The organism is Loktanella agnita (genome assembly GCF_046640325.1).
Lineage (GTDB): Bacteria > Pseudomonadota > Alphaproteobacteria > Rhodobacterales > Rhodobacteraceae > Yoonia > Yoonia agnita.
Map to the genome: position 1 here is coordinate 44,422 of NZ_JBJMBF010000011.1, position 20,334 is coordinate 64,755.

Below are 20,334 nucleotides of genomic sequence, written 5' to 3' on the forward strand. Positions count from 1 at the left end.
TCCTACGCTTTTCCGATGGCTTTCCGCAAATCCTGCAACAGGTCCTCAGGGTCCTCAAGGCCGATGCTGATCCGCAAAAGGCCCGGCGTGATCCCAAGCTCTGCCTTCGTCTCTTCGGGCAAACGCTGATGCGTGGTGGTCGCCGGGTGGGTGGCGATGGATTTCGCATCGCCAAGGTTGTTGGAAATCGTAATGATCTCTAGCGCGTTCAACAGCTTGAACGCAGCCGCCTGCGACCCGGCGTCCAACGCCAACACCGTGCCGCCGACACCCATCTGCGCAACCGCAAGCGCATGCTGCGGATGGTCCGGCAACCCCGGATAGATGACCTGCGTCAACTGTGCATCTGCCTGCAGCGCCTCTGCAATTACCTGCGCCGACCCAGCCTGCGCACGCACCCGCAAATCGAGCGTTTCCAATCCCTTAAGCATCAGCCACGCCGTAAAAGGCGACATGGAACCGCCGGTATGCTTCATGTAGGGTTCAACCGTACCGCGGATGAAGTCGCGCGTGCCAAGGATCACCCCACCCAGCGCACGGCCCTGCCCGTCAATATGTTTGGTCGCGGAATAAACAACCACATCCGCCCCCTGCGCCAGCGCGTCGGAAAAGACGGGCGTAGCAAAGACATTATCCACAATCACAGTGGCACCAACCGCGTGTGCCAGCTTAGACACCGCCTTGATGTCAACCACCTCAAGTGTCGGATTCGAAACACTTTCAAAGAACACAGCCTTAGTGTCAGGCCGAATTGCCTCCTGCCATGCGGTCAGATCCGTACCATCCACAAAAGTGACTTCGACGCCGTACCGTGTCAGCACCTCATCAAGGATATAATGGCAGGACCCGAACAGGGCACGGGCGGACACAACATGGTCCCCAGCCCGCAACAATGAGGTCAGCGCGCCATTGACAGCCGCCATGCCAGAGGCTGTGGCGAATGCATCCTCGGCCCCTTCCAGCGCGGCAATCCGGTCTTCAAACATGGCAACAGTTGGGTTGCCATAACGGGCATAAATAAACTCATCCTCACCCGACTGGATAAAGCGAGCCTCTGCCGCTTCGGCGCTGTCATAGACAAAACCCTGTGTCATGAAAATCGCTTCGCTCACCTCGCCATATTGGCTGCGGCGAATGCCTTCATGCACGGCTTTTGTACGTTTCTTCCACGTTCCCATATTCATTCCCCAGGCGCATCACGGCGCATTAAAAAACCCCGACACCGGGAAAAGGTATCGAGGTCATGCAACCATCAATCCTCTTTAGCGGCATGTTTAACGTGGCCCGCAATCCGGTAACAAATCGCCACAAACATTTTCATAAGCCGCCACCGCGCCTGCGTCAATCCTGCATAGCGGGACTTGAGCAGGGCGTCCTGCGGCACCGGAGCCCGTATAAAAACACGAATGTTTCACAAGCCGTCCAGCACCTTACGGACAATTCTCACTGTCACGCATACCGTAACCAATTCTTAGCCATTCAGCCATAAAAATAAGGGCGTGGTGAGAAAGTGAGTGAATGAGTCATGATGCAATATCGTCAGCACCGTTATGCAACGGAATATCCTATCGAAGTACGCACGCCATCCGGCCAGCAAAAAGTTCATATCCTAGATGTGAACCGTAAAGGTGTTCGAATCGAAGGGCTGCAAAATATCGAACGCGGTCAAAAGATTCAGCTGAACATCCTAAGCTTCCCGGCAGATGCGATTGTGCAATGGGTTGCAGGGGGTCTCGCTGGGCTGACATTCCGCCCGCAGATCACCCAAGATCAGGTCGACACGTTGCGCTACCGGCGCGATGCACGGGCTGTGCAACGGCGCGGTGCAGTGGGGTTCGGCTTTGCTGAGATGCGCTAACCCTTTGGCGCAGACGGATCATCGATCAGGTATTTCTGCAATCCAACAATTTGCACCCACAGAAAAACGAACAGGATAGCTGGGAACGCAAATGTTTCCAGCTTGACCCACACATCCGTAGATTGTGTGCGCCAGATCAGCTCGTTCGCGATTGCGAGTAGTGCAAACATCAAAGTCAGGCGACGGGTGAAAATCATCCACCCTTCCTCCCGCATGGGCAGGAATTCATCCATGACGTACTGCAGATAGCTTTGCCCCCGTAAAAGCCCGATGCCTAACAATCCAGCCATAAAGCTGTAAACGATCGTTGTCTTCATCTTGAAGAACCGTTCGTCATTGAACCAGGCCGTCAGCCCGCCAAAGAAGATGACCATAAAGGCCGTGAAAACCTGCATACGGCTCAGCTTGCCGGTCAACCACCAAAGTAGACACATAGCGATCAGCAGAATCGGCACAAAGACCAGCGCCGCGACAATGAAGCCCGTGTATTCAGTCCCAGCAAAACTATAGGTCTCATCCTTGATCCGGACATAGATCAGGAAAAACGCTAGCGTCGGGCCCAATTCAAGAACCTGTTTAAGGATCGGACTGATCTGTTTTTCGGCCATGGCAGTTTTTACCTATCTTGCACGTGACGCCAGCACCTAACACACCCCGCGCCGATTGAAACGGTCGGCGCGGGGTGAATTTGCGAACCGGAGTCAATTTATGCCGTCTTAACTGCGCGACCGGAAAGCAACCACCGGTCAAATATCAAAATTGGATGGTAGCACAATCATGTCGCGGATGGTCACATTGCGGGGGCGGGTCAGCATAAAGATCATCGCGTCCGACACCTCTTGGGTTTCCATCAGCGCGCCTGCGTCCTTCATTTGTTGCAACCGTTCGGGTTCCCAGTCAGAAAGCAGCGCGGAAATAACCGGGCCTGGGGACACCTGTGCCACGCGGATGCCATGCTGCATCAACTGTCGGCGCATTGTCTGCACAAAACTTGTGATCGCCCATTTCGACGCTGAATAGACAGGCTCCACATGGATCGCCGTGTGACCCGCGATAGAGCAGGTCACGATGATATCCCCCTCCTTGCGCTGCGTCATATGCGGTGCGACAGCGCGGACATTCTTGATCACGGCGTTCACGTTAAGGTTCACCATCTGGTCGATAGCCTCTGGCGTTGTATCCACCAGATCACCGCCGATATAGCTGCCCGCATTACACAGCAGAATGTCGATTTTCCCGGTTTTTTCGAGGATCTCCGGCACCATGTCCTTGCAGCTTTGCGGGTCAAGCAGATCTGTTACCTGTGGTATCGCAGCACGGCCCAACTGCGCGGCCAAGCCCGCCAAACTTTCTGCATCGCGATCCACCATGACGACGGTCACGCCTTCGGCCAAAAGATCCTTTGTGATCGCCAAACCGATCCCCGAAGCCGCGCCAGTGACAGCCGCGACCTTGCCATTCAAAGACATACCCATGTCCATCCTCCTGTTGTGCAATGGTCATCCCATTACATTCTTCTGTGTTGTTCTGGCCGGGCACGCATCGCCATGCCGGCTATTCGGGGATTGCCTGATCAGACAGAAAGGAACCCGCCATCCACTGGCATGACCGATCCTGTGACCATGCAGGCGTCGTCTGAAAGCAGCAGTGCGATGGCACGCGCCACATCTTCGGCTTCGGCAAAACGTCCGGCAGGATGGCGCGCCATCATCGGTGCGCTCTTGGCCGGATCGCTCCACGCTTTGGCTGCCAATTCGGTCATTGTCACTGTGGGGGCCACCGCAACAACGCGGATGCCGTGCGGCCCCAACTCTCGCGCCATGACGCGGGTCGCCCCTTCAAGCCCAGCCTTGGACGCGGCATAGCAGACGTGATCCTGAAATCCGCGATGCCCGGCAATTGAGGTGACATTGACGATGGCACCACCACCGCCAGCCGCCACGCGGCCCCGCGCGAAGGCTTGCGCGCAGATCAGCGCGCTGCGCAGGTTGATCCCCATCACCGTGTCATACCCGGCCTCGGTCATCTCAAGCACGCTTTCAAGAACGTTGGTGCCTGCGCAATTGACCAGCATATCGCAGGTCCCTGCCTCAGCCATGGCTTTCCTTGCGCCTTCGGGGCTAGACAGGTCAGCGGCGATGCTACAGCCACCAATCGCGGCGCGCAGATCATCAAGGTCAGATTGCGTGCGGCTGATAGCGGTAATCTCTGCCCCGCGCGCCGCCAAAAGCGCTGCCGTCGCACGGCCGATACCTTTGCCCGCACCAGTGATGATCACGGATTTTCCAGAAAATTGCATGGTGTGTCCTTTTACGGGGGTCGTCATGGCGCGGCACGCAGGTCGCGCGCGACGCGCTGAAGTTTCAGGAAGGCATCAAACCTTTGATCATGCACACGGCGGGCCGCGTCGCCGGACGGGGCAAAGGTTTGGTCAATGCGCGACATCTGCGGCATGGCGGACCGAATGTCCGGCTGGGTCCCCGCAGCGACCGCACCAAGGATCGCCGCGCCAAGAAGCACTGGTTCGGGACTGCATGTAGCATGGACCGGCAGGTCGGTCGCATCGGCCAGCAACTGGCGGATTAGCGGATGCTGCCCCGCGCCGCCACTGATCGCGACAGAGGAAACCGGCGCGCCATGCGCAGCCTGTGTTTCAATAATCTGGCGCAATCCGTAGCCCAGCCCGCAAATCCCCGCGACATAAAGCGCGACAAGCGAAGCGATGCCCTGTTCCATCCCCAGTCCGACAATCACCGCGCGGGCATGCGGATCGGCGAACGGCGCTCTGTTGCCCAGAAATTCCGGTACAACATGCAAATTACGCACCAGCGAAACAGCGTCAGAGGCATCGCGGCTGGTCGCAAGTGCCCGATCTGCCAGCCACACAGGCAACGGCTGCCCCGCCGCCTTTTCCTGCGCCGCACCATACGCAGGATGCATCGCGACTAGCTGGTCAATGGCCGCCCCCGCCGCAGACTGCCCGCCTTCACTTAGCCAAGCCCCCGGCAACATGGCCGAATAATAAGGACCCCAAACCCCCGGCACAAAGGCGGGTTCGGCTGTGGTTGTCATCGTGCAGGATGAGGTGCCGAAAACATACCCAAGGCAGCTGGTCGGATCTTCATCACCTCCACTGGCACCAACAGTGCCAATGCCCCCGGCGTGGGCGTCGATCAATCCTGCGGCAACTGCCGTGCCGGGGATCAGGCCCAGCGCAGCCGCCGCTTTTTCGGTCAGCCCAGCCCCAAGGGCCGTGCCCGGTTCAACGATCTCCTGTCCGATCCGGGCAAACGCCCCATCAGCAAGATCACCCAATCCGATGGCATGAAAGTAATCCGGGTCCCAGCGGCTTTCATGCGCCAGATAGGTCCATTTGCAAGTCACCGTGCAGGACGAACGCGCCAGACTGCCTGACGCCTTCCACCCCAGAAAATCCGTCAAATCAAAGAAATGCCCGGCCGCCGCATAGGTTTCAGGGCGGTTTTCCTTCAGCCAAAGCAGCTTGGGCGTTTGCATTTCAGGTGAAATCGCACCGCCCACATATTTCAAAACAGCATGCTCTTGCGTGTTGATACGCGCGGCCTGCGGGATCGCGCGGTGATCCATCCAGACGATGATATCGCGTTCAGGATGGACCGGATCACCGATGGCAAGCGCCTCCCCATCCTTGCCGCGCACCACCATCGAACAGGTCGCGTCAAAGCCCACGCCACGGACCTCGGCGGGGTCAATCCCGGCTGCGGTCAGCGCCGCCCGCGTGGCTTCACAAACGGCGTCCCATACCTGATCACCCGATTGCTCGGCGATACCGCCCGGCGCTTTATGCGTGGTGATATCACGCTTGACCGTGCACAGCAGTTCACCTGCGGCGTCAAAAACCCCGGCCCGCGCCGATCCGGTCCCGACATCCACGCCGATAAAATGATCCGTCATTTTGCAAGCTCCTGTTCAAGGTCAGCGCCCCAGCAAACCCGAGCAGCGGGAGAAAGACCGCCCGGGTTCGCCGCTTCGATCACCGCCAATCACGACCGATGTAGATAGCCAGAAGGATGATGAAGCCCTTGATGACGTCTTGCAGGTAGGGATTGATCCCCATCAGATTCAGGCCGTTATTGATGATCCCCAGCAGCACCGCCCCGATCAGGGTGCCCAAGATCAGACCGCGCCCGCCAGAAATCGCCGTGCCGCCAAGGACAACCATCGCAATAGCATCCAGTTCAAAAGCAACCCCCGCGCCGGGCTGACCGCTCATCAAGCGCCCGGTCAGCACGATGGCCGCCATGGCCGAGGTAAAGCCAGATATCATAAAGACGATCAGCTTGATCCGCTTGGTATTCACGCCCGATAGGGTGGTCGCGGTCTCATTGCCGCCAATGGCATAGACGTGGCGGCCAAAGGCGGTGCGCTGCAGCAGAACCCAGGCAAGCGCATAAAGGACAACCATGATGATGATCGGCACAGGAATGCCGCCGATGCGGCCAATCCCAAACCACGACACCCAGCCCGGCAGCCCGCTGACCGGGTAACCGCCCGAATAAACCAGCCCCAGCCCCCGCGCGATCAGCATGGTCGCCAGCGTCACGATGATCGCGGGCATCTTGCCCCAGGCGACCAGCAGACCATTGAACAGCCCAAACAGGATGCCGACAACAATCATCGCCAACAGACCCAGCCCGCCATGCAGCCCCATATGGACCATGACCCCGGCGCCCAGCGTCCCGCAAAGCGCCATCACAGCGCCGACAGACAGGTCAATCCCGCCGGTCAGGATGACAAAGGTCATGCCGATGGCGAGAATACCAATAATGGATTGCTGACGCAGCACGTTGACGATGTTATCAACGCTGAAAAAGTTATCGCTGGCGAAGGCCATGGCGATTGACACAACGATCAACCCGACCAGCGGCAGCAGCAAAGGCGAATGTTTCAGGCGCGCGGTCACCGACCGCAAGGCCGAAGACGACGGTTGAGCGGTGGCTTCATGCGACATATTGGAGCTTTCCCGTTGTAGCGTGTTTCATGATGTCTTCAGAGGTGATCGCGTCGCCTTCAAGCGTGGCAACAATGGCGCCGCTGCGGAACACGCAGACCCGGTCAGCAAGGCCCGTCACCTCTGGCAACTCCGACGATATCATGATGATCGCGTAACCGCTTTCGGTCAGATTACGCATCAATTGATAGATCTCGGCCTTCGCACCCACATCGATACCGCGCGTCGGCTCATCAAAAATCAGGATCGGCGTATGGTGGTTCAGCCAGCGGGCAATCACCACCTTCTGCTGATTGCCGCCGGACAGCGTATCGCAAGGTACATCCGGACCGGGTGCCTTGACCTGCACATCGCGGATCGCCTTTTCGGTATGCGCGCGCTCTGCCGCCAGATCAAGAAACGGGCCCATGCGGCGATACTTGCCATAATTATTCACCGACACATTCTGCATGATAGAAAACGACGTGATCAGCCCCTGTTCCTTGCGGCTTTCCGGCAAAAGACCGATCCCGCGCGCCAATGCCTCGCTGGGGTTTTTCGGTGGTTTGGTATTGCCGTTAATCTCGACCTTCACGCGAAAGGCCGGATATGCACCCATGATCGCCAAGGCCGTTTCCGTCCGGCCTGACCCAACCAGCCCGGCAAAGCCCAACACCTCGCCCTGACGCAGTTGAAAGGCGCTGACAGGCCCGTTTTTATGCAGCTGAATCTGCGCGGCGTTGAGGACAACGCGGGCGCGCGGGTTTGCTGCGGGCTTGGGTGGGAAATTGCTTTTGATCCGACGTCCGACCATCATCTCAACCAGCCCGTCAGTGTCGATTTCACCAACCGGACAGGTGCCGACATATGCGCCGTCACGCAGCACCGTGATGCGGTCACAGATTTCAAATATCTCTTCAAGGTGATGTGAAATAAAGATGATCGCAACGCCGTGGTTACGCAGCTCGCGCATCACCTTGAACAGATATTCCACCTCTCTGGGGGTCAGGGTCGCCGTGGGTTCATCCAGCACAAGGATCCGCGCATCCAGTGACAGCGCCTTGGCGATTTCAACAAACTGCTGCTCGGCAACGCTCAGCTCTGCCACCGGCACATCCAGCACCACGTCAACGCCCAGCTTATCCAACACCTCTTTGGCGCGGGCGCGCATCGCCTTGCGATCCAGCAGGCCAAAGCGATTTCGGATCTCACGCGCCAGAAAGATGTTTTCGACCGCCGTCAGATAGGGGATGAGGCTGAATTCCTGAAACACAATGCCGACACCTGCGGCAATCGCCTCGTTATAATGGGCAAACTGCCGGTCTTCGCCGTCAATACGGATCGTGCCTTCATCCGCGCTGATGATCCCACACAGGATTTTCATCATCGTGGACTTCCCGGCACCATTCTCGCCCAGCAGGGCGTGAACCTCTCCGGCCCGCACATCCAGATCAACGCCGTGCAGCACCTTGACCGGGCCAAAGGCCTTTCGGAGACCTTTCATTTCCAGCATGTTATCTCCTCTCGACGTGAACCGCGCCCGGACGCAACATCCGGGCGCGGAAAATCAATGCAGCTTACCAGGAAAAGCCCGCGGCATTCTCGGCATCCACGACGCGCACGTCGATCGGAACCTCAGACGGGACGACCCGCGCGCCCCAATATTGGGCCAGCGCCATGCCAAGGCCCACGCGCACCTGATCGCGCGGGAACTGTGCCGTGGTTTCAATGAACGGCGTACCCTGCGCGATAGCGGCCACCGCTTCTGGTGCGCCATCGACCGACGTCAGCTTGATGTCCTTGCCAGAGCCTTGGATCGCGGCCAATGCACCCATTGCACCACCATCATTGACCGAGAAAATCCCGCCAAGGTTCGGATGCGCCTGGATCATGTTTTCGACCACACCCAGCGCGACCGAACGATCCTGCCGGCCGTTCTGCGTGTCCACCAGCGTGATGCCGGGCGCTTCGTCCAGCGCGGCCTTGCAGCCTTCGACACGTTGCAGGATCGGAATAACCGGGATCCCGTCCAGAATGGCGACTTCGCCCTCACCGCCCATGGCTTCGGCCAGATACTGGCAAGACATATAGCCCGCGTCGCGGTTTTTAGAGCCGACAAACGTATCAACCGGCCCGTTCGCATTGGCGTCCACAGCCACCACGATCACGCCAGCCTCTTTGGCCATACGGACCGCGCTTTCGATGCCTGCACTGTCGGTTGGGTTCAACAGCAGGATGTCGATATCCTGTTGCAGCATGTCTTCGACATCTGAAATCTGCTTGGCCACATCGTGTCCGGCATTGGTTACAACAACCTCGGCCCCAATCGCACTGGCGGCCTCCATCAGCGCCTCTTGCATGCTGACGAAATACGGGTTGTTCATCTCTTGGAATGTCATGCCGATCTTCAGCTGATCGTCCTGTGCCACGGCCATGCCTGTCGATGCAGCCAACGCAAGTGCCGTTGCTGAAACGGTTTTAAGTAAGGTCTTCATTGGGTCTCCTCCCCTTGGTGTTAGACAAAAATCTCTGCCTTCCGCGCGCGACACGCCCGCAGATCAATGGTCATAGCAAAGATATCCGGTGGTCAGGCGGGCATGCGCACCGCCTCGTTCTGTGCAAAGGTCTGTCGAAATTCAGACGGCGACATGCCTTTCAGCCGCAGAAAATGACGATTGAAGTTGGACAGGTTCGAAAAGCCGACATCAAAGCAAATGTCAGACACCCGAACCTCTGGAACCGACACCAGCATCTGACAGGCCAAATCAATCCTCAGCTGGTTGCGAAACCGCACAAGAGTCGTGCCTGTATGCCGCTTGAAAGATCGCGAAAAGGCGCTTTGGCTCTGCCCGGTCATCTCGGCCAGGTCGGTCTCGCTCACCGGCTCTGTCAGGTTCTCGCGCAGATGGGCAATAACCCGGTTCATGTCAGTATCTTCGGCCTTGGCCATATCCATGACAAAGCTCAGACTCGACAGGGTTTGCGTTTTACTAGCCTTCAGCAGCACGTCGAGGATTTCAAAAAACAGCGCCAAACGCAGGACTCCACGCGCGCCCATCATCCGTTTCATCAATGGGCGGACCGCGTTACCCGTTTCGCTATCAAACAGGATGCCGCGGCGACTGCGTTCAAACAGCGCCTGAGCCGCGCCAGCCTCAGGAAAGGCCGCGATTAGCCTGTCGACAAAATCCTGCGGAAACTGGATCACCTCGGTCCGCTGCGGCACGGTTTCCGCCGCGCCGATGTCGCTGATCCAGTTTTGCGGCAGGTTCGGCCCCGTCATGATCAACTGACCGGGCGCGAACTCTCCGACGTGATCACCGATGTAGAACTTGCCGTGTGTCGCCACGACCAGATGGATTTCATACTCAGGATGGTAATGCCAGCGCACCGTCCGGAACGGATAGCCATGACGCCAGGCGGCAAAGGATTCGCCATCTCTGATATGGACCAGCTCCAGGTCGAGTTGCATCTTGTCCTCCCCGCTGCACCGTAGCCGGTCCGCGCCTTTGCGGTTACGGCTCTCCTCTCGGTGATGATTCTTTTCTATCACCAGTCAGCGCTCCGAGCCACGTCGCCACCCGCAGAAAACCGATACTTTTTTGACACGCAAGACTTGTGGGGATGCAGAGGCGCATCGCTCTGCGCCGATCCTGCAGCAGTCACAGAACTCCCAAACATGCTGCATTGCGGCAAAATATCCTCGAAAAATGATGGTTCAGCTATATTCACAAGGGAACCCCAGACGTTATCCAACTCAAAAGAAGCCATCAGCCAGCAAAACAAGGGGCAGCGCCCTCATACTTTTATGCACCTGCGGCATGCAATTTTGTATCAGCATTTTTCACCGAAATCGGCCGAAGGGTCCGTCAGCGCGACGGCATCTCAATCTGGATTTTCACATCCGTTTCGCGCGCTTCGACCGCACGGTCAAAGGCGGCGATGCTATCTGCAAACGGCAGGGTCGCGGAAATCAGCGGCGTCAAATCCACCTTGCCCGCCGCAATCAAGGCAATCGCCCGGTCGTAGATATTGGCGTAACGAAACACGGTCTCAACCCGCAATTCCTTGGCCTGAAGCCCGACCACATCGACCGGCACCGGATCGACCGGCATGCCGACCAGTACCACCGCCCCACCGGGCCGGGCCAAGGCTGGCAGCCCTAAAACCGCAGGTGCCGCCCCCGAACATTCAAACACCACATCCGCGCCCCAGCCGTCCGTGGTCTCTGCTATAACGTCCGCCACAGGCCTGTCGCGGATGTTGATGGTCTCAATCCCTTCATAGGCCCCGATAATATCCAGCTTCGGCTGCGCAAGGTCGGCGATATAGACCTTGGCACAGCCCCCGGCCAACGCGGCCAGCGCCGTCATCATCCCAATCGGCCCCGCCCCGGTCACCACCGCGATATCGCCAGGCTGGATCCGCGCACGCAACGCGCTTTGCATGCCAATGGCAAAAGGTTCGACCATCGCCCCCTCGGCAAAGCTCACATGGGCGGGCAGCTTGTAGGTGAATGCCGCCGGATGCACGACCTCAGGCGTCAGGCATCCATGCACAGGCGGCGTCGCCCAAAAGCGCACGGAAGGATCGACGTTGTAGATCCCAAGCTTTGACGCACGCGACGTCGGATCAGGCAGCCCCGGCTCCATGCACACCCGGTCGCCCACCTTCAGATGGGTGACCTCGGACCCGATTTCCAGCACGACACCGGCGGCTTCGTGGCCAAGGATCATCGGTTCTTCGACAACAAAGGGACCGATCTTGCCGTGGGTATAGTAATGAACGTCAGAGCCACAAACACCAACGGTTCGGATCGCAATACGTACATCGCCGGGTCCAAGATGTTGCTCTAACGGGAAATCCCGCAGCGACAGTTTCCCCTTCTCTTCAAGCACAAGCGCTTTCACCACGACCCAAACCTCCCTTTTGCGTTCCCCCGCACCGGACACAGGTGCCGCGTTTTCATAATCCGTTGCGACCCTATCCTGAAACAAAATGCCACGCCGATCCCGGGCAAATGCGCTCAGCGGCAAAAATCCTATCAGATGGCTTTTCGTTCCGTATCGAAGGCGCGTTAACTATGCGCGGCAAGCTTCAGCATTCCGCTGAACCGACCGCCGCGAGGCTCCCCTTGGCGGCGATGCAAGCGACGTCACAAAGCAAAGGGCGGCAACTTACGTCGCCGCCCTTTGCACTGTTCAGACTGACACGAGGGACGTGTTGGTCTTAGTTGAACGAATAAACCAATGAGATACCGAAAGTATTGTCGGTCTCATCAAAGCCGGGTTCCGGGTCAGAGTGATATTCAGTAAGCAGGCTGGTACGCAGCGCAAGGCCATCAGCCATAGACAGGCTCATAGACAGATCGTTGAAGATGACAGTGTCAGACTCTGACGTGATGATGTCCGTGTCGTTGGTCAGGTAAACAGTCTCTGTCAGTTTTTGCGCATAGTCAGAAGAAATCCCAAACGCGCCCTCATCGACATCAGCCGAAGTCACGTCGCTCAACTCGGCAAAGCGATAGCCCGGCCCAGCTTGAACGGACCACTGGCGCGTGGCTTCATTATAGATGCGGTACCCAAGACCGAAGCTCGCGAAGGTGTCGTTTTCAAAAGAAGAAAACTCATCGACCGAACCTTGAACCTTGGCAAATCCAAAGATCACCGGCGTAAAATCGCGGGTATATTCAAGGCCATAGAACAGGCTTTCCTCGGTCTTGTCGCCGTCCTCTTCGCCATATGTATAGCTCAACTGAAGCTCATAGCCATTCACACCCTGCACGTAGTTTAGATCGGTACCAATGCCGAGATCGACGCTATCGGTGTTTCCCGAATTCGCGACACCACGCAAAGCAAGAGAACCGGCAAAGCCCTGCGGGCGCCCTTCGTTCCCAAACCGGTCAAGATCACGCTCCGCATCATCCTCGATGGCTTCAAGCAGATCTTCATTGCGATCTTCGGCCACGTTCGTGCCGGAAAAAACGTTTTGCGCCGACGCAACCGAACCAAAGGCCGTCGCGACAATGGCAGCACCTAGAATAGTACGATAAGAGTTGTTCATTTTAGTATCCCCACCAAAATATCCTGTAGAAACGATCTACTGTTCAAAATTTATGGCTAAGGTTCTGCTCGCGTAAGCGTAATCTTCACCGCCAGAAATAAACCTTAGATTGATAATGCATTCTGAGCACACACCCTAACGTGGCGCTCTGATTTTTGTCAAAGTTTTCAATATGGTCGCGCCGAACAGCTAAAACGCGTTATTATTTTTATGAAAACTACTTGAAATTGCAGTCAGATGAACATCCCTGAAAATCAAGCGGTGCGCGTAAATATCAGGACCGGATTGATGGTTAGCCGCGCACTAAACGACCAACTGATTCGCCCCTGAGATGTCGCAACATCAAATGGAAACCCAGTCCCAGCCTGACAAAGCGGCTTTAACACTAGCAGGTGCCGTGATCTGTAGACAGACATCGGGCTGGCACTATCGAACGGCATCCTAGCCCGACCGGCCATCAGCCAACGCGCACCTATGCCGACGCGCTTGCGGCCCGCCCCTCCCTTGCCGTATAGAGACGCAGATTTTCAGGACATACGACGAGGATTGACAATGGCTGGCCACTCCAAATGGGCAAATATTCAGCACCGCAAGGGACGGCAGGACAAGCTGCGCTCCAAGCTGTTCTCAAAGCTGGCCAAGGAAATCACCGTGGCCGCCAAAATGGGCGACCCCGATCCCGATAAGAACCCCCGCCTGCGACTGGCCGTAAAAGAGGCCAAGTCGAACTCTGTCCCCAAGGATGTGATCGACCGCGCGATCAAGAAATCGCAGGGCGGTGACGCGGAAAACTACGATGAAATCCGGTACGAGGGCTACGGCCCCGGCGGCGTCGCTGTGATCGTCGAGGCGATGACCGACAACCGCAACCGGACCGCATCCACCGTCCGTTCGACCTTTTCAAAAAGTGGCGGCAATCTGGGCGAAACCGGCTCTGTCGGCTTCATGTTCGACCGCAAGGGCGAGGTGGTCTATCCTGCCTCTGTCGGTGACGCTGACACCGTCATGATGGCCGCGATTGAAGCTGGCGCAGAGGATGTGCAAAGCGACGAAGAAAACCACGTGATCTACTGCGCCGATACGGATCTGAACGACGTGGCAACAGCGCTTGAGGCAGAGCTGGGCGAATCTGAAACGACCAAGCTGATCTGGAAACCCAACATGACGACAGAGCTTGATCTAGAGGGTCTTACCAAACTGATGAAGCTGCTCGACACGCTCGAAGAAGACGATGATGTACAGCGCGTCACCGCCAATTTCGAAGCCTCGGACGAAGTAATGGCCGCATTCAGCGAAGAATAAGCGCGCACCAGGCCATTACGGATCGGGCGTGATCACGCCCCTTTCCGTCACGATCAAATCCAGCGGCTGATCCGTTGGTTCCAACGGCAGCACATCCGCCTCTTGCGCGCTATAGGCAAAGCCGATGGCCATCGTCGGGCGGCTCATTCGCAGCAATTCCAGCGTGCGATCATAAAACCCGCCGCCATAACCCAGCCTGCCGCCGCGCCGGTCAAAGGCAAGCAGCGGCACAATCACGATCTCTGGGGCCATCCAATCGCCAGCCTCAGGCACCTGCGCGCCGAACTCACCCGGTATCATCGCACAGCCCGGCTCCCACAGACGAAACTGTAATGGCTGCGCCTTGCCCATTATCACCGGCACCCCGACCGGACCATGCGCCGCTGCCTCTTCCATCGCGGCGGTCGGGTCGATCTCTGTACGCATCGCCATGTAACCCGACAGCGGCACGCCGCGATACCCGGCCAGAACCTCGCTCAGATAACCGGCGATCCCGATCCCCAGATCATGCGCGTCTTTGCGGCGGACAAGCGCCGCCTTGCGTGCCTCTGCCTTTTCGATCAAATCAGCCATGCTGCGGCGAGCCCCAGAAATGCAAAGAACCCAACGACATCCGTCACCGTCGTGACAAAAGCGCCAGAGGCAAGCGCCGGGTCAACGCCCATCCGTTCCAGCACCACGGGAATGACGGTGCCCGCCAGCCCCGCCACCACAAGATTGATCACCATCGCGACGGCAATGACCACGCCCAGCATCGGGGCACCAAACCAGACCACGCCGACGATCCCCATCACCACAGCAAAGATCGCACCATTGATCAGCCCCACCGCCGCCTCGCGCCGGATCACCCGCCAGACATTCGCGCCGGTCAAATCACGGGTCGCAATCGCACGAACGGCCACGGTCAGCGATTGCGTGCCCGCATTCCCACCCATCGAGGCGACAATCGGCATCAGCACCGCCAGCGCGACAAACCCGGCAATCGTTTCGTCGAACAGCGAAATCACCATCGAGGCCAAGATCGCCGTCACAAGGTTCACCGCCAGCCAGGGAAAGCGTTGTTTCGTCGTCAGGATCACCCGGTCAGACAATGATCCCTCGCCCACACCCGCCAGACGCAGCAAATCTTCCTCGGCCTCTTCTTCAAGGAACGCCATCGCATCGTCGATAGTAATCACCCCGACGATGCGGTCGTCATCATCCACCACAGGGGCCGTGATCATGTGATAGTGGTTAATCGCCTGCGCGACCTCTTCCACATCCTGTTCCACATGAAAGGTACGAAAGCTGCTTTCCGTCAGATTTTTCAGCGGCATATAACGCGGATGGCTCAGGATACGGCCCAACCCCACATAGCCCGTCGCCTTCAAACGCGGGTCCACCAGAATGATATGGTAAAACTGTTCCGGCAACAGCACGTCAGAGCGGAGATAATCAATCATCTCGCCCACGGTCCAATGTTCCGGCGCGCGCACCAGTTCAGACTGCATATGGCGACCGGCCGATTCTTCGGGGTATGACAGCGCCTGTTCAACCAGCACCCGGTCGCCTGCATGCAGCGACTTCAGCACAGCCTCTTGCTGATCCTCGTCGAGGTATTCGACAAGATCGACAACATCGTCGCTTTCCAGACTACGCACCGCATCGGCAAGCTCTGCCGGGCCAAGCAGGTCGATGATCTCTTCGCGCAGGCTCTCGTCCAGTTCGGACAACACCTCACCATCCAGCTTCGCTGTCCACAGGGACAGCAAAGCGCGGCGTTCTTTCGTTTCGATCTGCTCAAGCAAATGCGCGATATCAGCGGGGTGCAGCGGGTCAAGCAACCCGGCCACAACCTCTGCCTCATCCGCATCCACAGCTGCACGCACATCGCTCAGCAATCGGTCCGTGATCCCGAATGCTTCTTCTTCGATGTTGGTGTCGTCTGTGTCAGCCATGCGCGCCCCCTGTTCTTGACCTGCAACATAGCCCAAGCGCGATGCACCACAACGCGTTTTGACAGATTTACGCCGCTGCGGTGCCACCATAATGTGATTGCATGACAAAACATCTTCTTTTGGGGCAAACCCTCGGCTTCTCCGGCAATCCGCTGACCAGCGCATGGGCCGATGTCACGCAATTTGACAGCGCCGGGGGGGTCTTGATCGAAAACGACCGGATCGCAGCCACCGGCAGCGGCGCGGCGTTGCGGGCCGCCCATCCGGATGCAACAGTAACCGATTACGGCGACAAGCTGATCAGCCCCGGATTTGTGGATGCGCACATGCACTACCCCCAAACCGGCATCGTAGCGAGTTGGGGCAAGCAACTGATCGACTGGCTGAACACCTACACCTTCCCCGAAGAATCGCGTTTCGGTGATCGCGCCTATGCCGACGATGTGGCGGGGCGCACGCTGGATCTGGCGTTGGCGCATGGCACCACAACGCTCACCAGTTTCTGCACGATCCACCCTGAAAGCGTTGACGCATTTTTCGACTCCGCCGCAGCGCGCAATATGGCCGTTATCGCAGGCAAAACCTGCATGGATCGCAACGCCCCAGACACACTGCGCGACACGCCCCAATCCGCCTATGACGACAGCAAACGATTATTGGAGCATTGGCATGGGCGCGGCCGGGCACGCTATGCGATTACCCCGCGTTTTTCGCCCACCTCGACCCCAGCCCAGTTAGAAGCGCTCGGCGCGCTCTGGGGCGAACATCCGGATGTGCTGATGCAAACCCATCTGAGCGAGCAGCTGCCCGAAATCGCATGGGTCCGCGATCTGTTCCCCGATGCGCGCGATTACCTCGATACCTACGAAACCTTCGGGCTGCTCGGCGCAAAGGGGCTTTATGGCCACGCGATCCACCTCGAACCGCGCGAGGTGGATCGCCTGAAAGAGGTCGGCGCCGCCGTCGTGCATTGCCCCACATCAAACACCTTCATCGGCTCAGGGCTGTTCGACATGATGGCGCTGTCCGCACAGGGTGTCCGCACAGGGCTGGCGACGGATACAGGCGGCGGGTCGTCCTTTTCAATGCTGCGCACCATGGCCGCCGCCTATGAAATCGGGCAACTCAAAGGCAACGCACTACACCCCGCACAATTGATGTGGCTGGCAACCGAAGGTTCGGCCAGCGCGCTGCATATGTCCGGCGAAATCGGCCACCTTGGCAGCGGCGCGATGGCCGATATCGTGGTGCTCGATCTGGCCTCGACGCCCGCGATAGCCCAACGCAGCACCCGCGCCGATGATATCTGGACCGCGATTTTCCCGACAATCATGATGGGCGACGACCGGGCCATCGCCGACGTCTGGGTGGCGGGAACGCGGCGGGGCGGCTAAGCCATCAGGCGCTGCACCAGCGCATTCTGCCGGTCGATCACCCGGCGCGTGTCGATGGTGGTGATCTGCCCATCCGCCACAACGCGGCGGCCCTCGACAAAAAGGTCCCGCACTTTTTGCGGGCCCGCAAGAACCAGCGCAGCCGGGTCCCAGGACCCCGCGCTTTCAATCGTACCCACATCCCAAATGGCAATGTCCGCACGTTTTCCGACGCTAATTTGACCGCAATCATCGCGGCCCAGCACCTCTGCGCCGCCGCGCGTCGCCAGCCACAATGCCTCCTGCGCAGACATCGCGTCTGCCCCGCGACTGACCCGCTGCAACAACATCGCCTGACGGGCCTCTGCCATCATATTCGCAGTGTCATTGCTGGCCGACCCATCCACGCCCAGCCCCACAGGCACACCCGCATCCACCATCGCGCGCACGGGGGCAATGCCCGACCCAAGGCGGCAATTGGAACAGGGGCAATGGGCCACGCCAGTGCGGCTGCGGGCGAACAGGCCAATTTCACTCTGATCCAGTTTGACACAATGGGCATGCCAGACATCCGACCCGGTCCAACCCAAATCTTGCGCATATTGCCCCGGACGACAGCCGAATTTTTCAAGCGAATAGGCGATATCCTCGTCATTCTCGGCCAAATGCGTATGCAGCATAACGCCCTTGTCACGGGCAAGGATCGCAGCATCGCGCATCAGATCGGTGCTGACCGAAAACGGGCTGCATGGGGCAACCCCGACACGGACCATCGCACCCGGACGCGGATCGTGAAACGCATCAATGACCCGAATAGAATCCTCTAGAATCGCGCTTTCCTGTTCGACCAGCGCATCGGGCGGCAGCCCGCCATCGCTTTCGCCAATGCTCATCGCGCCACGGGTGGGATGAAAACGCAGACCCACCTCTGCCGCGGCGGCAATCGTGTCATCCAGCCGCGCCCCGTTCGGATACAGATAAAGATGGTCAGAACTCAGACTGCACCCCGACAATGCCAGCTCAGCCAACCCGATCTGGGCCGAAACAAACATTTCTTCGGGGCCAAAACGCGCCCAAATCGGATAGAGCGTCTGCAGCCAGCCAAACAGCAGCGCGTCCTGCGCACCGGGCACGGCGCGGGTCAGCGTCTGATACAGATGGTGATGTGTGTTAACGAGTCCCGGGGTAATCACTGTCCCCGATGCGTCAACAATCATGCAACCATTAGGCGATAATCCCCGCCCGACATCACTGATCACACCATTGCTGATCTGGATATCAGCCTGCGTCAGCTGGGTCCGGTCATCATCCATTGTCAGGATGACATCAGCGCCCACAATCAGCGTATTAGCCATCCATCGCATCCCGCAGGATCGACAGTGCGGCGGCATGGATGTCCGCATTAGCGGCGGCCAAAGCGCGGCCGCCCTGATGCGCCGAGCGACCCGCCCAATCCGTCACAACACCACCCGCTGCCTCGATGACAGCGATGGGGGCCTGAATGTCATAAGCGTTCAATCCAGCCTCAATCACCAGGTCGATCTGACCAGCGGCGAGCAAGGCATAACCATAGCAATCCATGCCATAACGAGTCAGCCGCGCCTGCCCTGCCACCGCGCGAAATGCATGCATTTCGGCCGTACTGCCAATTTCGGGAAAGGTGCTTAGAACTGTGGCTTGACCCAGTTGCGACACCGCCCGACACCCAAGCGGGCGGACACCCTGCGGGCCGGTTAATTCTGAAAGGCCAAAGCCGCCAACAAAGCGTTCGCCAATATAAGGTTGGTCAATAATGCCAAACAGCGGACCGGTCGCATCAGACACGGCGATCAACACGCCCCAAGTCGGGGTGCCGCTGATATAGCCTCTGGTGCCGTCGATGGGGTCCAGCACCCAGGTTAACCCACTTGTGCCCTCTTGCGTACCGAACTCTTCGCCCAAAATGCCGTCATTCGGACGTTCACGGGCCAGAATCGCGCGCATAGCCTGCTCTGCGGCTTTGTCAGCGGCGGTCACCGGATCAAACCCGTCCGCATCCTTGTTCTGCGCCACAAGGTTGTTATTGCGGAAATATTGCAGCGTCACGGGGCGAGCGGCATCTGCCAACACATGTGCCACGCGGATCAGCTCCGCTTGGGTCGTCCGATCAATTGCCATTGGTTTTGCCCTGTCTGCACCGCGTTCTAGACTTCGGGTAACGCGGTGCAGTCCATAGGGTCAAGTGTGCATCAAGCTGCTTCGCTGAGCACACGTGCGAGGTCGAACAAACGACGACGCTGATTTTCAGGGATGGCATAGTAAGACCGGAGCAACTCCAGCGCTTCCTTATCCGTCAGGATATCCCCGGGCATATCCCCATCTGCAGCATTGGCCGCAGGCTGTGCATCCAGACCTTCGAAAAAGAAGGAGACAGGAACATTCAATACTTTCGCAATGTCCCACAGACGTGACGCGCTGACGCGGTTCATACCTGTTTCATATTTCTGAATTTGCTGAAATTTGATACCAACATTCTCCGCAAGCTGCTGCTGCGTCGTTCCACTCATCCAACGGCGATGACGAATACGCTTACCTACATGTACGTCGACCGGATGTTTCATATTATACTTCCTTAGTTTGACTGAACCTGAACAAAACAACCCAGGCCAAGTGCAGCGTACCGTCACAAAATTCCGGACACCCCGCACTATCAGACGTCCATGACACCATTAGAATAGAACACGCAACGGTTGCAGTATCTGACCTTACCTTAAAGACAGGTTCCCTGCCCTAATTTTTTTCCGAGCGGTCAAATATTAACCTTTTTCCGCCAACCGCCCCGATGTGATGGTA

19 protein-coding genes and 1 riboswitch are annotated in these 20,334 nt (G+C 58.1%); of the genes, 3 read left to right on the plus strand and 16 right to left on the minus strand.

Annotated features, from left to right (window positions below; translation table 11 throughout):
* Positions 1-2: 2 nt before the first annotated feature.
* A complete protein-coding gene (gene metZ, locus ACJ5NV_RS13410) occupies positions 3-1,178 on the minus strand; it encodes an O-succinylhomoserine sulfhydrylase (protein ID WP_411644454.1) in 1,176 nt (391 codons plus the stop codon).
* A 63-nt stretch (positions 1,179-1,241) separates the two neighbouring features.
* Positions 1,242-1,319: riboswitch (SAM riboswitch) on the minus strand.
* 206 nt (positions 1,320-1,525) lie between these two features.
* Between metZ and ACJ5NV_RS13415 the strand changes: the two genes are divergently transcribed.
* Positions 1,526-1,858 (plus strand): PilZ domain-containing protein, encoded by a 333-nt coding sequence (locus ACJ5NV_RS13415; protein ID WP_411644456.1) that lies wholly within the window; start codon positions 1,526-1,528, stop codon positions 1,856-1,858.
* On the opposite strand, the gene ACJ5NV_RS13420 is transcribed toward ACJ5NV_RS13415, so the two are convergent.
* The 10 genes from ACJ5NV_RS13420 to ACJ5NV_RS13465 form a co-directional block, all read right to left on the minus strand.
* Positions 1,855-2,466: an inner membrane-spanning protein YciB gene (locus tag ACJ5NV_RS13420; RefSeq protein WP_411644457.1), complete on the minus strand. Its 612-nt coding sequence runs from the start codon at positions 2,464-2,466 to the stop codon at positions 1,855-1,857. The genes ACJ5NV_RS13415 and ACJ5NV_RS13420 overlap by 4 nt on opposite strands.
* A 138-nt stretch (positions 2,467-2,604) precedes the next feature.
* Positions 2,605-3,333, minus strand: coding sequence for an SDR family oxidoreductase (locus ACJ5NV_RS13425; protein ID WP_411644458.1), 729 nt, complete (start codon positions 3,331-3,333; stop codon positions 2,605-2,607).
* Positions 3,334-3,431: 98 nt separating this feature from the next.
* Positions 3,432-4,157: an SDR family oxidoreductase gene (locus tag ACJ5NV_RS13430; RefSeq protein ID WP_411644459.1), complete on the minus strand. Its 726-nt coding sequence runs from the start codon at positions 4,155-4,157 to the stop codon at positions 3,432-3,434.
* Between the two features lie 23 nt (positions 4,158-4,180).
* The gene (locus tag ACJ5NV_RS13435) at positions 4,181-5,791 is read right to left on the minus strand and encodes an FGGY-family carbohydrate kinase (protein ID WP_411644461.1); all 1,611 of its coding nucleotides are present in this window, start codon (positions 5,789-5,791) and stop codon (positions 4,181-4,183) included.
* Between the two features lie 79 nt (positions 5,792-5,870).
* Positions 5,871-6,848 (minus strand): ABC transporter permease, encoded by a 978-nt coding sequence (locus ACJ5NV_RS13440; RefSeq protein ID WP_411644463.1) that lies wholly within the window; start codon positions 6,846-6,848, stop codon positions 5,871-5,873.
* Positions 6,838-8,340, minus strand: a complete 1,503-nt coding sequence (locus ACJ5NV_RS13445) for a sugar ABC transporter ATP-binding protein (protein WP_411644464.1) — start codon at positions 8,338-8,340, stop codon at positions 6,838-6,840. Before ACJ5NV_RS13445 ends, ACJ5NV_RS13440 begins: the two co-directional genes overlap by 11 nt.
* Positions 8,341-8,404: 64 nt before the next feature.
* Positions 8,405-9,322 (minus strand): ABC transporter substrate-binding protein, encoded by a 918-nt coding sequence (locus ACJ5NV_RS13450; protein WP_411644465.1) that lies wholly within the window; start codon positions 9,320-9,322, stop codon positions 8,405-8,407.
* Between the two features lie 92 nt (positions 9,323-9,414).
* The gene (locus ACJ5NV_RS13455; RefSeq protein ID WP_411644466.1) at positions 9,415-10,299 is read right to left on the minus strand and encodes a helix-turn-helix domain-containing protein; all 885 of its coding nucleotides are present in this window, start codon (positions 10,297-10,299) and stop codon (positions 9,415-9,417) included.
* A gap of 397 nt (positions 10,300-10,696) precedes the next feature.
* Positions 10,697-11,737 carry an NAD(P)-dependent alcohol dehydrogenase gene (locus ACJ5NV_RS13460; protein ID WP_411644618.1) on the minus strand — a complete coding sequence of 347 codons (1,041 nt, stop codon included), beginning with the start codon at positions 11,735-11,737 and terminating at the stop codon, positions 10,697-10,699.
* 319 nt (positions 11,738-12,056) lie between these two features.
* Positions 12,057-12,890 (minus strand): DUF481 domain-containing protein, encoded by an 834-nt coding sequence (locus ACJ5NV_RS13465; protein WP_411644468.1) that lies wholly within the window; start codon positions 12,888-12,890, stop codon positions 12,057-12,059.
* Positions 12,891-13,442: 552 nt separating this feature from the next.
* Here ACJ5NV_RS13465 and ACJ5NV_RS13470 point away from each other — a divergent pair.
* Complete coding sequence (locus ACJ5NV_RS13470; protein WP_411644470.1) at positions 13,443-14,192, plus strand: YebC/PmpR family DNA-binding transcriptional regulator; 750 nt, start codon at positions 13,443-13,445, stop codon at positions 14,190-14,192.
* Between the two features lie 15 nt (positions 14,193-14,207).
* Here ACJ5NV_RS13470 and ACJ5NV_RS13475 read toward each other — a convergent pair whose 3' ends face one another.
* The gene (locus ACJ5NV_RS13475) at positions 14,208-14,765 is read right to left on the minus strand and encodes a 5-formyltetrahydrofolate cyclo-ligase (RefSeq protein ID WP_411644472.1); all 558 of its coding nucleotides are present in this window, start codon (positions 14,763-14,765) and stop codon (positions 14,208-14,210) included.
* Positions 14,753-16,129, minus strand: a complete 1,377-nt coding sequence (gene mgtE, locus ACJ5NV_RS13480; RefSeq protein ID WP_411644474.1) for a magnesium transporter — start codon at positions 16,127-16,129, stop codon at positions 14,753-14,755. Before mgtE ends, ACJ5NV_RS13475 begins: the two co-directional genes overlap by 13 nt.
* Before the next feature lie 101 nt (positions 16,130-16,230).
* On the opposite strand from mgtE, the gene guaD reads away from it, so the two are divergent.
* Positions 16,231-17,523, plus strand: a complete 1,293-nt coding sequence (gene guaD, locus ACJ5NV_RS13485; protein WP_411644475.1) for a guanine deaminase — start codon at positions 16,231-16,233, stop codon at positions 17,521-17,523.
* Here guaD and ACJ5NV_RS13490 read toward each other — a convergent pair.
* The 3 genes from ACJ5NV_RS13490 to ACJ5NV_RS13500 form a co-directional block, all read right to left on the minus strand.
* Positions 17,520-18,857 (minus strand): 8-oxoguanine deaminase, encoded by a 1,338-nt coding sequence (locus ACJ5NV_RS13490; protein WP_411644477.1) that lies wholly within the window; start codon positions 18,855-18,857, stop codon positions 17,520-17,522. The two genes, guaD and ACJ5NV_RS13490, sit on opposite strands and share 4 nt — an antisense overlap.
* A complete protein-coding gene (hisN, locus tag ACJ5NV_RS13495) occupies positions 18,850-19,659 on the minus strand; it encodes a histidinol-phosphatase (protein WP_411644479.1) in 810 nt (269 codons plus the stop codon). The genes ACJ5NV_RS13490 and hisN overlap by 8 nt, the downstream gene beginning before the upstream one ends.
* Before the next feature lie 71 nt (positions 19,660-19,730).
* Complete coding sequence (locus ACJ5NV_RS13500) at positions 19,731-20,102, minus strand: helix-turn-helix domain-containing protein (RefSeq protein WP_411644481.1); 372 nt, start codon at positions 20,100-20,102, stop codon at positions 19,731-19,733.
* Positions 20,103-20,334: the final 232 nt, after the last annotated feature.

Coding starts and splice junctions, on each gene's coding strand:
- metZ (WP_411644454.1), bottom strand. CDS start 1,178: ATGGGAACGTGGAAGAAACGTACAAAAGCCGTGCATGAAGGCATTCGC.
- ACJ5NV_RS13415 (WP_411644456.1), top strand. CDS start 1,526: ATGATGCAATATCGTCAGCACCGTTATGCAACGGAATATCCTATCGAA.
- ACJ5NV_RS13420 (WP_411644457.1), bottom strand. CDS start 2,466: ATGGCCGAAAAACAGATCAGTCCGATCCTTAAACAGGTTCTTGAATTG.
- ACJ5NV_RS13425 (WP_411644458.1), bottom strand. CDS start 3,333: ATGGGTATGTCTTTGAATGGCAAGGTCGCGGCTGTCACTGGCGCGGCT.
- ACJ5NV_RS13430 (WP_411644459.1), bottom strand. CDS start 4,157: ATGCAATTTTCTGGAAAATCCGTGATCATCACTGGTGCGGGCAAAGGT.
- ACJ5NV_RS13435 (WP_411644461.1), bottom strand. CDS start 5,791: ATGACGGATCATTTTATCGGCGTGGATGTCGGGACCGGATCGGCGCGG.
- ACJ5NV_RS13440 (WP_411644463.1), bottom strand. CDS start 6,848: ATGTCGCATGAAGCCACCGCTCAACCGTCGTCTTCGGCCTTGCGGTCG.
- ACJ5NV_RS13445 (WP_411644464.1), bottom strand. CDS start 8,340: ATGCTGGAAATGAAAGGTCTCCGAAAGGCCTTTGGCCCGGTCAAGGTG.
- ACJ5NV_RS13450 (WP_411644465.1), bottom strand. CDS start 9,322: ATGAAGACCTTACTTAAAACCGTTTCAGCAACGGCACTTGCGTTGGCT.
- ACJ5NV_RS13455 (WP_411644466.1), bottom strand. CDS start 10,299: ATGCAACTCGACCTGGAGCTGGTCCATATCAGAGATGGCGAATCCTTT.
- ACJ5NV_RS13465 (WP_411644468.1), bottom strand. CDS start 12,890: ATGAACAACTCTTATCGTACTATTCTAGGTGCTGCCATTGTCGCGACG.
- ACJ5NV_RS13470 (WP_411644470.1), top strand. CDS start 13,443: ATGGCTGGCCACTCCAAATGGGCAAATATTCAGCACCGCAAGGGACGG.
- ACJ5NV_RS13475 (WP_411644472.1), bottom strand. CDS start 14,765: ATGGCTGATTTGATCGAAAAGGCAGAGGCACGCAAGGCGGCGCTTGTC.
- mgtE (WP_411644474.1), bottom strand. CDS start 16,129: ATGGCTGACACAGACGACACCAACATCGAAGAAGAAGCATTCGGGATC.
- guaD (WP_411644475.1), top strand. CDS start 16,231: ATGACAAAACATCTTCTTTTGGGGCAAACCCTCGGCTTCTCCGGCAAT.
- ACJ5NV_RS13490 (WP_411644477.1), bottom strand. CDS start 18,857: ATGGCTAATACGCTGATTGTGGGCGCTGATGTCATCCTGACAATGGAT.
- hisN (WP_411644479.1), bottom strand. CDS start 19,659: ATGGCAATTGATCGGACGACCCAAGCGGAGCTGATCCGCGTGGCACAT.
- ACJ5NV_RS13500 (WP_411644481.1), bottom strand. CDS start 20,102: ATGAAACATCCGGTCGACGTACATGTAGGTAAGCGTATTCGTCATCGC.